16 protein-coding genes and 1 riboswitch are annotated in these 13,712 nt (G+C 57.6%); of the genes, 2 read left to right on the top strand and 14 right to left on the bottom strand.

Going from position 1 to position 13,712, the window contains the following annotated elements; genetic code table 11:
* Positions 1-8 precede the first annotated feature (8 nt).
* The 14 genes from pduP to pduA are packed head-to-tail and all read right to left on the bottom strand — an operon-like array spanning position 9 to position 10,782.
* Positions 9-1,400, bottom strand: a complete 1,392-nt coding sequence (pduP, locus tag K5R89_RS11175; RefSeq protein WP_101989411.1) for a CoA-acylating propionaldehyde dehydrogenase PduP — start codon at positions 1,398-1,400, stop codon at positions 9-11.
* Positions 1,397-2,407, bottom strand: a complete 1,011-nt coding sequence (gene pduO / locus K5R89_RS11170) for a two-domain cob(I)yrinic acid a,c-diamide adenosyltransferase PduO (protein ID WP_064372409.1) — start codon at positions 2,405-2,407, stop codon at positions 1,397-1,399. The genes pduP and pduO overlap by 4 nt, the downstream gene beginning before the upstream one ends.
* A 9-nt stretch (positions 2,408-2,416) precedes the next feature.
* Positions 2,417-2,692 carry a propanediol utilization microcompartment protein PduN gene (gene pduN, locus K5R89_RS11165; protein WP_000549823.1) on the bottom strand — a complete coding sequence of 92 codons (276 nt, stop codon included), beginning with the start codon at positions 2,690-2,692 and terminating at the stop codon, positions 2,417-2,419.
* 3 nt (positions 2,693-2,695) lie between these two features.
* A complete protein-coding gene (gene pduM, locus K5R89_RS11160) occupies positions 2,696-3,187 on the bottom strand; it encodes a microcompartment protein PduM (RefSeq protein WP_024274643.1) in 492 nt (163 codons plus the stop codon).
* On the bottom strand, positions 3,184-3,816 hold the full coding sequence (locus K5R89_RS11155) for a phosphate propanoyltransferase (protein ID WP_004115022.1): 633 nt from the start codon (positions 3,814-3,816) through the stop codon (positions 3,184-3,186). The genes pduM and K5R89_RS11155 overlap by 4 nt, the downstream gene beginning before the upstream one ends.
* Positions 3,816-4,298 carry a BMC domain-containing protein gene (locus tag K5R89_RS11150; protein WP_086075064.1) on the bottom strand — a complete coding sequence of 161 codons (483 nt, stop codon included), beginning with the start codon at positions 4,296-4,298 and terminating at the stop codon, positions 3,816-3,818. The genes K5R89_RS11155 and K5R89_RS11150 overlap by 1 nt, the downstream gene beginning before the upstream one ends.
* 3 nt (positions 4,299-4,301) lie before the next feature.
* On the bottom strand, positions 4,302-4,577 hold the full coding sequence (pduJ, locus tag K5R89_RS11145; protein WP_001057755.1) for a propanediol utilization microcompartment protein PduJ: 276 nt from the start codon (positions 4,575-4,577) through the stop codon (positions 4,302-4,304).
* Positions 4,570-4,947 carry a propanediol dehydratase reactivase beta subunit PduH gene (gene pduH, locus K5R89_RS11140; protein WP_032453958.1) on the bottom strand — a complete coding sequence of 126 codons (378 nt, stop codon included), beginning with the start codon at positions 4,945-4,947 and terminating at the stop codon, positions 4,570-4,572. The genes pduJ and pduH overlap by 8 nt, the downstream gene beginning before the upstream one ends.
* Positions 4,937-6,769, bottom strand: a complete 1,833-nt coding sequence (gene pduG / locus K5R89_RS11135; protein ID WP_064157649.1) for a propanediol dehydratase reactivase alpha subunit PduG — start codon at positions 6,767-6,769, stop codon at positions 4,937-4,939. Before pduG ends, pduH begins: the two co-directional genes overlap by 11 nt.
* Positions 6,770-6,784: 15 nt before the next feature.
* A complete protein-coding gene (gene pduE, locus K5R89_RS11130) occupies positions 6,785-7,306 on the bottom strand; it encodes a propanediol dehydratase small subunit PduE (RefSeq protein WP_032453956.1) in 522 nt (173 codons plus the stop codon).
* 14 nt (positions 7,307-7,320) lie between these two features.
* On the bottom strand, positions 7,321-7,995 hold the full coding sequence (pduD, locus tag K5R89_RS11125) for a propanediol dehydratase medium subunit PduD (RefSeq protein ID WP_048335194.1): 675 nt from the start codon (positions 7,993-7,995) through the stop codon (positions 7,321-7,323).
* A 10-nt stretch (positions 7,996-8,005) separates the two neighbouring features.
* Complete coding sequence (gene pduC / locus K5R89_RS11120; protein ID WP_004105132.1) at positions 8,006-9,670, bottom strand: propanediol dehydratase large subunit PduC; 1,665 nt, start codon at positions 9,668-9,670, stop codon at positions 8,006-8,008.
* A gap of 18 nt (positions 9,671-9,688) precedes the next feature.
* On the bottom strand, positions 9,689-10,501 hold the full coding sequence (gene pduB, locus K5R89_RS11115; protein WP_004105122.1) for a propanediol utilization microcompartment protein PduB: 813 nt from the start codon (positions 10,499-10,501) through the stop codon (positions 9,689-9,691).
* On the bottom strand, positions 10,498-10,782 hold the full coding sequence (pduA, locus tag K5R89_RS11110) for a propanediol utilization microcompartment protein PduA (RefSeq protein ID WP_001183618.1): 285 nt from the start codon (positions 10,780-10,782) through the stop codon (positions 10,498-10,500). The genes pduB and pduA overlap by 4 nt, the downstream gene beginning before the upstream one ends.
* A gap of 525 nt (positions 10,783-11,307) precedes the next feature.
* On the opposite strand from pduA, the gene pduF reads away from it, so the two are divergent.
* Complete coding sequence (pduF, locus tag K5R89_RS11105; RefSeq protein WP_004105118.1) at positions 11,308-12,108, top strand: propanediol diffusion facilitator PduF; 801 nt, start codon at positions 11,308-11,310, stop codon at positions 12,106-12,108.
* Positions 12,109-12,296: 188 nt separating this feature from the next.
* Positions 12,297-13,208: a regulatory protein PocR gene (pocR, locus tag K5R89_RS11100; protein WP_023290877.1), complete on the top strand. Its 912-nt coding sequence runs from the start codon at positions 12,297-12,299 to the stop codon at positions 13,206-13,208.
* 301 nt (positions 13,209-13,509) lie between these two features.
* Positions 13,510-13,678: riboswitch (cobalamin riboswitch) on the top strand.
* Positions 13,679-13,712: the final 34 nt, after the last annotated feature.

Genomic DNA, 13,712 nt, shown 5'->3' with positions numbered 1-13,712 from the left:
GACCTCGGTTAGCGAATGGAAAAGCCGTTGGTCAGCACGCAGCGACGGGAGCGGGCAAACGTGCGCGCCGAGGTTGTCCCTTCACCGGTCGGCGTGGCGATAGTAAAGGTGGTAAAGCCTTCGCCGCCGACGCCGATCCCGGCATAAGAGGGGCCGTTCTTGACGAATATCGAGGTTTGCAGGGTGCGGGCCGCGAGGTTCAGGCGCGACACGTTCTGCGAGTGCATAATGGCGGTATGATGCAGTCCCTCTTCAACCTTCAGCGCCAGGGCCAGCGCGCTATCGAAATCGCTAACTTTCACTATCGGCAGCATCGGCATCAGCTGCTCGCTGGTGACCCACGGATCGTCGGCGTTAACCAGCGCTATCAGCAGACGCGGCGCTTTCGCCGGAACGGCGATGCCGGCCGCTTCCAGCATGGCCGATGGGCTTTTGCCGACCAGTTTTTTATTCGCCTGGCCTTCAGGCAGGCAGGCGGCGCGGAGTTTGTCGGTGTCGGCAGGGCTCAGCAGCAGCGCGCCGAAGGTTTGCATTTGCTGCACCAGACGTTGGGCGACGCTCTCCACCACAATCAGGCTCTTCTCGGCAATGCAGGGTAGGTTGTAATCGAACGAGGCGCCGTTGATGATATCTTCCGCCGCTTTAACCAGATCCGCCGTTTCATCAACGATGCAGGGCGGGTTACCCGCGCCAGCGCCAATGACTTTCTTACCGCTCTTCATGCCCATCGCCACAATACCCGGGCCGCCGGTAATGGCCAGAACCGCAATGCGCGGATGGGCCATCATCTGCTGGGTGGCTTCAAATGTCGGTTCCGCCACGGTGACCACCAGATTGCGGATGCCGCAGCAGCGGAAAACAATCTCTTCAATCATGCTAATCAGCTTCAGAGAGACCTTTTTTGCTCCCGGATGCGGGCTGAAGTAGACGCTATTGCCCGCCGCCAGCATGCTGATGCTGTTATTAATGATGGTTTCCGTCGGGTTGGTGCTCGGTGCGACCGACCCGATAACGCCAAATGGCGAATACTCAAACAGCACCATGCCGCCGTCGCCGGTCAGCGCCGTGGTGGTGAGATCTTCCACGCCCGGCGTGTTGTCGAGCGCGGCTTTGTTTTTCAAAAATTTATCTTCTTTGTTGCCCATCCCCGTTTCATTGGCGCTCTCTTCCGCCAGGGCGGCCAGATGCGGCGTCAGCTCCTGACGCATTGCGCTAATGATGGCGCTGCGGGTTTTTAGCGGGCACTGCTGATAACGTAAGAACGCCTGATGCGCGGCATCAATGGCCTCGCTCACGGACTGAAAAATCCCTTTGCCCTGCGCCGGGTTTGGCGTTTGGGCTGGGGTTAACTGTTCGCTAAGAATGGTGCGAATAAGCGTTTCGAGTTCAGAAGTATTCATTGATGAGTTCCCACGTTAATGGCCGCGATGGCGGTCTGTGCGATATCCATGTCCTGTTCAACGCTGCCGCCGCTGATGCCAAGACCCCCAATTAATGAGCCGTCGCGCCACAGGGCGTAACCGCCGCCAAAGGTCACCACTTTTCCCTGCAAATGCGTTTCGAGGCCATAAAGCGCGGCGCCCGGCTGAACGGCCTCGCTCAGCTCATGGGTCGCCGTTTTCATCGCCACCGCGGTCCAGGCTTTTTTCGGCGCCAGTTCGCTGCTGACCAGCAGGGCGTCCGGCATCCGCCAGGTCACGGTTTCGGTGCCGTGTGCGTCAACGATGCTGATCACCACCGGCACCTGAAGCTGCTGCGCGCGCTCAACGGCGGCGCGGGTGAGCTGGTGCAGATCGTGGAATGAAAGGGCCAGGGGCGTCTTCTCCTTGCTGCGGCTCGGTAGAGTGGCGGCCAGATAGCGCCGGCTCACTTCACGAATGATGTTGTTCTGGTGCGCATCGCTATCTTCCGCGCGCGCCAGGGCGTACAGGCAGTCTGACAAGCGATTGATGTAGCGCATCAGCACCTGGCGCACGTTGACTTCCGCCGCCAGCTCAACCAGTCGCCGTTCGGCCCGGCGGGCCAGCGTGCGGGCAAAATGCAGGCGGCTCGCGGCTTCGCAGCGGCCGGGTAAAATAAAGCTGTGCAGCGGCTCGACGCGGGCCATGGCCCGATCGATGGCGGCTTCCAGAGCGGAAATCTCTTCGCTGCTGATGTAGCGCTGTTTCGGCGACGGCCGTTCGCTGTCGCTGGCCAGTTCTGCGCTAAACCAAAAAAGCTGCTGCTGGATGGCCTCAAGTAAGGCGCGGTGATTTTCATCCGCGGCGGCGCAGGCGCACAGGCTCAGCGCGGCGTTCAGCTCATCCAGCGTGCCGTAGGCTTCAACCCGCGGGTGGGTTTTACTCACCCGCTGGCCGGTAAAGAGTGAGGTGGTGCCAGCGTCGCCCGTTCGGGTATAAATCGCCATATTCGCTCCTTAACGTGAAAGCGTATCGACAATGCCGACAACGGCGAGGTCGATGGCCTCGTTTGGCCCGGAAAAAACGTGCCTGGCGCTGGAGCCGCCGCTGAGCAGAACCAGCTCGCCGATCCCCGCGCCGACGGAATCCACGGCGACTTCATCGCCGGAGGTCGGCGAGGCGGGAAGCTCGCCATCGGCGCTGACCCGCCGCACCAGCAGCAGCTTTTTGCCGATCAGGGAAGGCGATTTTTGCGTGGAGACAACCGCGCCCGTGACTCGTGCCAGATGCATGATTTACTCCTGCTTTATTAATTGAATATGCCGCGCCTGTGCCGCTTCACGCGCCAGCGCGGTCACGATGCATTTGCGGTGGATAACCAGGCGACCCTGGCCCAGCTGCGCGACGTCGCGATAGCTCAGCACCGATCCTGCGTGCAGGATCAGCGGCAGCCCGCGCTCGTCGGTGAAGATCGTCGGCAGGCGCGCCAGTTTTTTGACCGGGATAACCGGCAGCAGCTGGCTGTGCAGGGTGAGCTGCACGCGGATGCCGAAAGCCAGCGCGTCGTGAATTTTCCGGGCCGCAGGATCGTCGGTTTCCGCCTCCGTCAACTGGCCCAGCAGCGGCAGGTCGACAAGCAGGATGCGCAGCGAGGCGTGCTGGCTGAACAGCCCGGGGCAGTCGGCATCGCGCAGCTGCGCCACGCTCAGCGTCGCCGTGCTGTGGGCGCGACGCTGCAGCCTGGAGACGATTTCCTCTACGATGCGCTGCAGAACTTCGCCGTTCATCGCGGGCCTACCAGCCGGGCAAAGGCCTGCGGATTATCGGCGCCGGCGGCGTTGGCTTCATCGGTATCAATGTGCATTTCGAGACGCATATCCGGTGAAACGCGAATCGCCACGTTGTTGAAAATCAGCCCGCGCTCGTCGCCTTCAATGGCCACGGAGACCCTATCGCCGTGGGAAACCCGCAGGATCAGCGCATCGAGCGGCGACATATGAATATGCCGCTGCGCGACGATAACCCCTGACGAGAGCGTCAGTTCGCCATAGGGGCTGACCAGACGGATGCCCGGCGTCCCTTTCAGATCGCCAGACATTCTCAGCGGCGCCGCAACCCCCAGGGTTCTGGCATCGGTACGCGATATTTCCACCTGGCTTACCGAACGCAGTGGGCCGAGCAGGCGCACATTTTTAAGCTGCCCCTTCGGCCCTACCAGGGTGACGGTTTGCTCCGCGGCGTACTGTCCCGGCTGCAGCAGCGCTTTTTTCTCGCTGATGGGATGGCCAGGAAACAGGCGTTCATAATCCGACGCCGACAGGTGGATATGACGATTTGAAACCCCCAGCGGAATGGGCCGCAGACGCATCTCGTCGAGGACTTTACTGACCGTTGATTCGAGAAGCTGTTTATCCATTACGCTTCACCTCGCTTGCCGGGATGAATGCAAAGGGTGCGCGGCTCGCCCTTCTGGCGCGGACATTTGGGATCCAGGCACAGGTTGCAGCTGACCACGCCTTGTTGCTGGAGGGGCTCTTCTGCTGGCGCTTCAGAAACGACATTAGCCGTCTCTGACTCTTCAGGCTCAGGTTCCATGACGGAGGGTGGGGGAGCCTCTGCGGGCAGGATCCCTTCTCCGGGTCTGGCGATGACTTTATGAGCCACCAGACCGTTTCGCTGTTCGGCAAACTGTGCACCGGTGGTGATGGCCGCCTGTACTGAGGCCACATCACCGGTAATTTTAATGACCGTCCAGCCTGAACCATTGGTCTTTTCGAGGGCGACCAGCGTGATAGAAGCGGATTTCGCCATGATATCGGCGCAGCTAATAGCCAGTGCCAGACCACAAACTTCCAGTAATCCCAGTGATTGCTTCACGCGGTGCTCCTTATTCGCCATCAATCAGGCTGATTTCGGTAAAATGGCCTCAACGTCGCTGTGCGGACGCGGGATCACGTGGCAGGATTTCACTTCGCCTACGACGCTTGCCGCCGCGCTGCCCGCATCTACCGCCGCTTTGACCGCGCCGACATCGCCGCGAACCATGACGGTCACCAGACCCGAGCCAATTTTTTCGTAGCCGACCAGCTGCACGTTGGCCGATTTCACCATCGCATCGGCGGCCTCAATGGCGCCTACTAACCCTTTTGTTTCAACCAGTCCCAGTGCGTTATTCATACTGCTGTTCTCCTGTTGCTTCGCTATTCAGATCCCGGAACGGGATCCCTTTGACCAGCCGTGCCGCGTTATTACCGGTGTTACGTTGGGCCTGACTGTCCTGATGATGCATCAGCGTAAAAAGCGGCGCCGATGCGGGTAAATTCTTGTAGTGCACGACCAGCGTATGGCGATCGCAGGCGATGCCCACCAGTAGCGGCGAGCTGCGCGCCGCCTGCCAGGCGCTGTCCACGACATCCCCGGCCGGGTGATGCTGGAGCAGGAAAGGAATGCCTTCCTCTTCGATACCCAGCAGCACGTCGCGCCACAGGCCGTCGCAACCGTCGATGGCGGCGATCACAATAGCCGGGGCGCTGTGATTACTGTCCATGCGCGAACTCCTTATGCCAGGAGAGAATCAGGCCGGTGGCCACCGCGTTTCTGGGACCCTCGCTGCCGCGAATATTTCCCCGCCCGGCAACCAGGCGGTAGTGCGCCAGCGCATCGGTGACCAGCTGCGGGACCTCGAAATCCAGCGACGAACCGCCGACCAGCACCACGAACGGAATATCGCGAATGTTGCCGGTGGGGCTGACCTGACGCAGTGCGCGCAGGGCGTTGGTGACAAAGACCCGCTCTTTGGCGCTGCGGCGAATGGCGCGTACTTTTTCCAGCGCTAAGTCGCCGGGTAGCGGCACCAGTTCGTCCGGTTTCACCACGCAGACGCGGGCGAATACGGCGGGGGGCAGCGGCGTGGAGAAGAACTGCACGCTGCCGTCCTCGTGGCGTAAATGGAACAGACTTTCCACCTTGGCCAGCGGATACTTCTTGATCTCTTCCGCCAGATAGCGGTCTTCCAGCCCCAGCTCGCGGGCAATAATCATCGTCACCATATCGCCAGCTCCGGCGAGGTGAGTGGCGATGATGTCGCCTTTGGGGTTGATGATGGAGGCATCGGTGGAGCCTGCGCCGAGGTCGAGGATCGCCAGCGGTCGGGTGGTACCCGGCGTGGTCAGCGCGCCCAGAATGGCGGCTTCGGCCTCGGCGCCGCCGATCTGCACGTCGATATTGAGCTTCTGCTCGATTTCGCGGGCAATCATCGCCATCTGCAAACGATCCGATTTCACCATTGAGGCGATGCCCACGGCCTGCTCCAGCGAGAACTCCCCGGCAAGACCGCCGGTGACGCTCACCGGCACCGAGGTATCGACGGCCAGCAGGTCCTGAATGAATATTTCGCTGCTGGGCTTGTTGGTCAGCTCGGCCATGGTCTGGCGCACGTGTTCCAGCATGCCGCCGATATTGGTCCCCGACTCGCCGGTGACGTTATCGAGCTTGCCGCAGCCGTCGACCGCTTTCATGATGGCTTCGGCGCCAGCGGCAACGTCTACGCGTACGCTCCGGCCCTGGGCCAGCAGCTCAAGGTTACCGGCGGGTATCGCGCGCGCTTTGACGTCACCGGATGGCGTTTTGACCACCACGGCGGAACGGTTGCCAATCAGCGCGCGAGCCATCGGGACGATGTTTTTCGTCTCCTCGGCGTTGAGGTGGAATACGGTGGCGATGCCGTAGGGGTTAGAGAGCGTTTCGATGACCTTCCCCGGGACGGCGACCTCAATTGCCGCCAGCATTCCCAGCGGAATGCGGTCGATGTACAGCACTTCGTCAACAATCGGCAGCGGTTTTTCCAGCCGGTTGCTGACCAGCACGCCATCGTCACGTTGCAAAATGACGCCGGTAATCTGATATCCGGCGCGCAGGGAAGCGTTAATCACGCTGGCGATATCGGCAAAATCGAACGCCGACGACACCACCAGGATATAGGGCGCGTCCGCCGGGCGGGTTAACAGCTCCTGCGGCGTAATGGTGATGCCCACGCCAAGCCCCGCGCCGCCGGGCGTTTTCGGGTTATGACCGATCATGGTCGATTCGGTGATGATGGTCTCGGTAATGGTTTCCATCGCCACATCGCCAATCACCGGCGTGGCTTCGTTAATGCGGATGAGCGAGATATCGCTGACATTGATCCCCGCGCGCTTTGCGACGAGGGCGAGCGCTTCCTGAATGCCGAACACGTTACGCAACGTGCCTTTGATCCCGGTGGTTTCCGCCAGCGCGCTGTGGGTGATTGTCAGCGTGCCAGCCTCATTCAGAGTCGCCAGGGCGACTTCCGTCGATGAGTTGCCGATATCAATGCCAGCTATATATCGCATCACATACCCCTGTAATTAATCGTCGCCTTTGAGTTTTTTACGCTCGACGTACAGCGTGGCCGCTTCGCGAACGAAAGCGGCGCAAATCTTCGCCTGATAGCGGCTTTCGAGATCGTCGGCGATCGCCAGTAGCTCCTCTTTCGTCGAGCGATAGGGGCGGAGGGCGTTGTAGATTTCAAGAATGCGATCGTCCGGTACCGCGGTCAGTTCGGCGGCGCGCTCGAAGTTCATCGCCAGCCGGTCGCGGCCCGCGTCCCTGGCGATAGAAGCCTGTAAGCGCAGGGTTTCCGGGGTGATACGCATATCCTGGGCGGTGACTTTATTGCTCAGCACGTTTTCCAGCGTAAAGTCGTCCAGCGTTTTATTGGTGGCGGTTTTCACCCATTCCGGGTGCTTGTTCGCCAACGGGTAGTCGCTGACCTTTGCGCTACGGGACGCGCCGCCTGCCGCCGGAGCCGCCGTCGGCGCCTCGCCCTGCAGGCTGTTCATGCGGCTTAATACGTCGCGCACCATCGATTCAATTGCGTCGGTATTCATGGAGTTATCCTTTATCAAAGCGCCACGCGCAGTTCCTGCGGGTTTTTGCCCGTCACCACGTACTTGGTCTCTTTAATGTGCAAAATGGCCGATTTCGCCTGGTATTTTGGCCGCGCCATCTGGTCGTTCAGCGTCGGGACCGGTTGCGGAGATTCGCGTTTCGCATAGCGGGCGGCGTTTTTACCAATCTGGCGATAGGTTTCCAGGGTCAGCAGCGGCGCCTGGGGGAACAGCTCCAGGTTAGAGAGCGGCGGCAGCCCCTGCTGGTGAATCACCGTGGTGCCTTTTGACTGGATGCCGATAGAGATGCCGGAACCGCTCAGGCGATTGCCTTCAACGGCGACGAAGGCCACGTCGGAGGATTTAAAGCAGCGAATCACGCGCGCCTTAATGCCTTCTTCTTCAATACCGGCAATGACTTCGCGCAAAATGCTCTTATGCGGTATGCCGACGATATTGACGGTCTGCGCCAGGCCGAAAGCCGGGCCGACGGCGATAATCACTTCGTCCTGCTGGGTACCCTGACGCGCTTCGCCCACTTCCGTCAGGAAGCCGTCGCCGGCGGGCGGCGTGGCCTGGGGCGCCGCGGAGGACGCTGGCGCAGTAAACGAGACGGGTTTATCGCTGCCCTTCATCTCGCTGAGCACGTCTTCAATTATCTGGCGCAGCAATTTTTCATTAATTTCCATTTCTCACCCCTTAATCAATCTCGTTGGGATCAAGAGCGCCAGGGATGTTTTTAATCTCTTCCCAGCGTTCGCCCTGCAGGCGATAGCCCGTTGCCGGACCGGCATAGTCATTAACATCGTTGACGGCTGACAGCACCTGCCCATCGCCGACGATAATTGCGGAGGTATGCAGATAGTCTCCGGTCAGCTTGGCTTTCTGGATGTTGAGCATGTCCTGGGCCACGTCGGTGAACCCGCCCTGCGCCAGCGCTTTCACTACTTCCAGGCCGTTGCGGTTTTTATTGATGATTTCCTGGGCGAACTTGATGTCTTCGACGATGTTGCGCTCCGGCATATCTTTCGAACCGTGGGCGTAGGTCGCGGCTTCCACTTCTTCATCGGTAATCGGCGGCAGCCCCATTCCGGCAAAAACGGCCTGCAGCGCGCGGGCAGCCTTATTACGGATGGCAATAACATCTTCTTCGCGAACCGGACGCAGACCGCCGTCCACCTTCAGGTCGCGCTGGATGACGTTGTAGTCGTCAAAGTCTTCGGCATCTTCGTTGGAACCGGCGAACATGTTGTCGTAGTTCGGCACCGCGGAATAACCGGAAGAGATAAAGTCGGTCCCGGGCAGAAACTGCATCAGCAGGCGCGCGGTACGACGCATATCGGAGTGGGTGAAGGTCTGGTCGTTACTGGAGGCGCACTCCAGATCCAGCGACGAACAGATCAGGTTTTCCGCCAGCACCGCGCGAATGCCGGAAGGCACCGCAGACGGCACGCCGATGCAGCTAACGGAACCGTTTTGCAGGCCCTGTACGCCCGCGGCTTTGGTGATGTAGATGCAGCGCGCTTCCAGGTAAAGCATGGATTTGCCTTCGGCATAGCCCATCTGCACTTCGGAGCCGGAGCCGGAGGTGAAGCGCATTTTCAGACCGCGAGAGGCGTAGGAGGAGGCTAAGAAACCCTTCGACCACGGCGTGTCGTCGCCGTCGGTAAAGACCGGTTCGGTACCGTAGACAGAGATGGTTTCGGCGTAGCAGGTGTGGCCCAGCATGCCGAGCTTCAGCTCGGTGGCTTCTTCCAGCGAGCACTGAGTCAGTACGCCCGGACGGCCTACCTGCGAGCCGACCAGCAGCGCGATGGCGTTGAACGGCGCGTAGCGCGCTACCGCAACGGTGGTTTCCTGTTCGTCAAATCCGCGCCATGCGCCTTCGGCGGCGTCGGCAGCAATCTGTACCGGGTTATCTTTGACGTTGGTGACGTGCGCCTGCTGGGATGGGGTGCGGCGGGCGCGCATTTTCTGCATCGCCATCATCATCTCAACGACGTTCATATGCGAAACCACTTCGACAATTTTTGCCGGCGTCATCGCGGTGGTCAGCGGGACGATTTCGCTGCGTTTAACGTTCGGATCGCACAGCATGTTGGCCAGCTTGACCGAATCCATCGCCATCACTTCTTCGGCGCGATTCAGGTTGATACCGTAGCGGGCGATAAAGTGGTCGATCAGGTCAAAATCGCTCACCGGTTTCCCGTCCAGCTCGGTCACCGCGCCGTTAACGATTTTTATCGACGGTTTCGGATCGTTCGGGCTTTCCATCGCGATAAAGCCTTCTTCGATCCACTCCTTAACGAAGCCGTCCTGATTCACAGGGCGTTTCGCCAGTGCTTCAAATCTTTTCGATCTCATGAATCAGCCTCGTGGGTATCAGATGTAGGACGGGCGATCGTTTTTCGGTTCAGAACCGAGGGTCGCAAGGACGGTTTTACCGATTTCGCGCGCGGAGGTGACTGCCTGGCGGACCGCGCCGGAGTCGCCGGAAATCACCAGGATGGCTTCGTTACTGAAGCTGGTGCCGTGCGCCGGAGAGCTATACGCCACGACTTCTACGTTGGCTGACTTCAGGGCGGTATCGGCCATCAGCACGCCAACGGAGGCCGGTGCGCCGACGATAATGCCGCAGGCGCGGCCAATCGGCGCGCCGAAGGCTTTTTCCAGGGCGTAGCTGGCGCGGGCGGTGTACTGCAGCTCGATATGTCCGGCTTCATTGCCGTAAACATCGCCGAAGGTGCGGTCGAGCTCTTTCAGCGCAACTTCAATCCCGCGCTTAACGTCGGAAACGTCGTTGCCGCCTAAAATAATCAGCGAACCGTGGCCTGCACCGCCTTTGGTATCGCGCGGAAGCTCAATGCTGACCACTTCGGTGTTGGTGGCTTTCACCGCTTCGTCCGCCGCCATAATGTGCGGGCCTGCGCCGGTACGGGCGCCGAGAATGCCGATGGAGCGATAGCGCTTTTCAAGCTTCATCGCGTCCAGCAGGGCGGTATCGACGTTGGCGATAACCAGACCCAGGGTGTCGCCAATGGCGGTCCCGACAAATTCCGTTAAACTGCAGCTTTTTTCTGCCATAGCCGTCTCTCGTATTGGATGGTTTTCAGTAGGGATGGCCTGCTGTTCCGGCGTTGCCACACGGGCAATCACCTGAGCCATGATCTGTTCAACCAGCTCATTGCTGCTCATTGGCTAATTCCCTTCGGTAAGATTTTTTCTACATCGGTGTGAGGGCGTGGGATGACGTGTACGGCTTTCACTTCACCCACGTTACGTGCGGCGGCGGCACCCGCATCGGTGGCCGCTTTTACCGCGCCAACATCGCCGCGCACGATGACGGTTACCAGCCCGGAGCCAATCTTTTCATAGCCCACTAACATCACATTGGCTGACTTAACCATTGCATCAGCGGCCTCTATGGCTGCGGTTAAGCCTTTGGTTTCTACCATTCCTAGTGCTTCTTGTTGCATAAAGACCTCGCATGGAGTGTTCCGATAGTTGGGACTATAAGAAGATGCGAGGAAAAAGAATGGCTGACTTCAATTTGATGGTGGAAAAATAGTGGGTATTGGATAATATAAAATTGTCGTTTATTTATTTAACTGTTTGATGTTATTTGTTATTTTTATTTGTGCTGATGTGATTATCTTGTTTTGTATATTCCATATTTACAAATTTGTTCATGACGATTTTAATTTTATCTGCTATGCGAGAGAATCTGATTTGTGATGTTTGTTGGAAAACGATGAGTTGGTTTTAGCGATATTTTTGCATGCCATGGCGGTGGCATAATTGCGAAAGCCGCGCGTGAGCAATGCAATTCTGAGTTATTTAATGACAATAATTTGTTATTGATGCCCGAATTTTCCGGAGGCTGCCGTCAGCAGGTTGCCAACAATTTGCGGACGGGAGTTCATATAGTGGTGCCCGTTGTACTCTACTGCCAGCAGGATGTTGGCTGGTCAGGACACGAACTCTGCTAAGAAGGTGTCATAATGAATGATTCGTTAAAAGCGCAATGTACCGCCGAGTTTTTGGGCACCGGGCTATTTTTGTTTTTCGGCATCGGCTGCCTGAGCGCGTTAAAGGTGGCGGGAGCCAGCCTCGGACTGTGGGAGATATGCATTATCTGGGGGTTGGGGATCTCGCTTGCCGTGTATCTGACTTCGGGGATCTCCGGCGGGCATCTCAACCCGGCGGTGACCGTCGCTTTATGGCTGTTTGCCTGCTTTCCCGGACGAAAAGTTTTCCCCTATATCGTTTCACAGGTTGCCGGCGCCTTTGGCGGCGCGGTGCTGGCCTATGTGCTGTACAGCACGATGTTTACCGAGTTTGAATCCGCCCACCATATCGCGCGCGGCAGCGTAGAGAGCCTGCAGCTGGCGAGTATTTTCAGCACCTACCCGGCGGCATCGCTGAGCATCTGGCATGCGGCGCTGGTTGAAGTGGTGATCACCTCCATGCTGATGGGGATGATTATGGCGCTGACCGACGACGGCAACGGCGTACCGAAAGGGCCGCTGGCCCCGCTGCTGATCGGCCTGCTGGTGGCGGTAATTGGCGCTTCAACCGGGCCGCTGACCGGCTTTGCGATGAATCCGGCGCGTGATTTTGGGCCGAAGCTGTTTACGTGGATGGCGGGTTGGGGCGATATCGCGATGACCGGCGGAAGGGATATTCCGTACTTTATTGTGCCGATTATTGCGCCACTGATCGGCGCTTGTCTCGGCGCGGCCATCTATCGTTATCTGATTGGTAATAATCTACCGTGTAATACCTGTAAATTAGAGGATTAAGGTCACGGCTGAAATAGCCAAAAATTTTCATGAACCGGTATCACGAACTCGCCAAAAACGTCTCCCACGGATGGGAGACTTTTGCTATCGTATTATTCTTTTATCGTTGGCGGCAATGGATGATGAAAGGAAGTAAATATTAAAGAAATGTTTTATTTATAACAAAAAATTAACTGAGAGGTTTTATCATGATTTCTGCGAGCACACTGAACTCAGAACTCATTAATAAAATCGCACAGGATTTTGCGCAGGCCACCAGTCTGGCGGTGGTGGTCGTCAATATTCATGGTGATGAAATATCTGAACTGTTTAACTTCACCCCTTTTTGCCAGCTGATGCGCCAGCATCCCCAGCACAGCACCCGCTGTCGAATGAGCGACCGCTGCGGCGGGCTTGAGGCGTCTAAAACCGATCAGCTCTGTATCTACCGCTGCCACGCCGGGTTAACCGATTTCTCCATTCCTCTGGTCATTGCCGGGCACCTTGTGGGCTTTGTGCTTTGCGGCCAGGTGCGCTTAAGCAACGATGTTGAACTGGTCGATATCCTCAACGTGGATGACCGCTGGCAGGCCGACCCCGAGCTGCTTAAAGCGTTTCGCGACGTGCCGGAAATGGACTACGCCAGAGTGATTGCTTCTGCTGATTTACTGAAGCTTATCGTCGAAAACTGCCTGAAAAAACAGCTCAACTTTGTGGTGATTAAAGATAATCCCCAGCAGCCGGAACCTGCGCGCGCCAGCCGGGTCGCCAGCCCTCATGACAGCAAAATGAAGAAGGCGCTGCGCTACATTGACGCCCATTTATCCGACGAGCTTCGCCTGGAAGACGTCGCCGCTCACGTTTATCTCAGCCCCTATTACTTCAGTAAGCTGTTCAAAAAATATCAGGGTATCGGCTTTAATGCCTGGGTGAACCATCAGCGGATGGTGAGCGCCAAAGAGCTGCTATGCCACAGCGACTGGAGCATCGCCAGCATTGCGCGGAATTTAGGATTTTCGCAAACCAGCTATTTTTGCAAAGTTTTTCGCCAGGCCTATCAGGTGACTCCGCAGGCCTATCGTCAGCAAATTAACGCCAGATCACAAACTGAGTCAGTTTAAATGACAATAATTTGTTATCGCCGGTTTTTGTTATACCCGCGTATCCTGCTCATTCTAAAATGAAAATATCTCATTCACAGCAATAAATTGTCATAGCGCAACAAAATAATAATGAGAGAACGATAAACTGCACCAGTTTTTATTTATTTGATGGGATAGAGTGATATCCGAAATGGCTTTCAGCGCGCCATCGGCGTAATGAAATAGCTTTGGTATTTAAAAATTAAACACGACGGAAGCCATCCTGCTTCCGTAAGATGTTCCGGGAATCATTCAAGTGGATTTCATCCCGCTCGAATCATGACGGACTAAACCGACAGGCGCCAGGGAAGGGGGTGTAAATCCCCCGCAGCCCCCGCTGCTGTGATGCTGACGAACCCATATTTAGCCACTGATCTGCTTAGCGGATTGGGAAGGATGGGAGAGGACGACGCTAAGCCAGAAGACCTGCCTGTCGGTAATAATCAACAACTTCGGTGGGAAGTGGGTTGCTCAGATGCGTAC

Source organism: Klebsiella sp. TF21-TM (assembly GCF_019753495.1).
GTDB lineage: Bacteria > Pseudomonadota > Gammaproteobacteria > Enterobacterales > Enterobacteriaceae > Klebsiella > Klebsiella quasipneumoniae.
The sequence above is the reverse complement of the archived record's forward strand: the minus strand, read 5'-3'. Positions and strand labels throughout refer to the sequence as shown.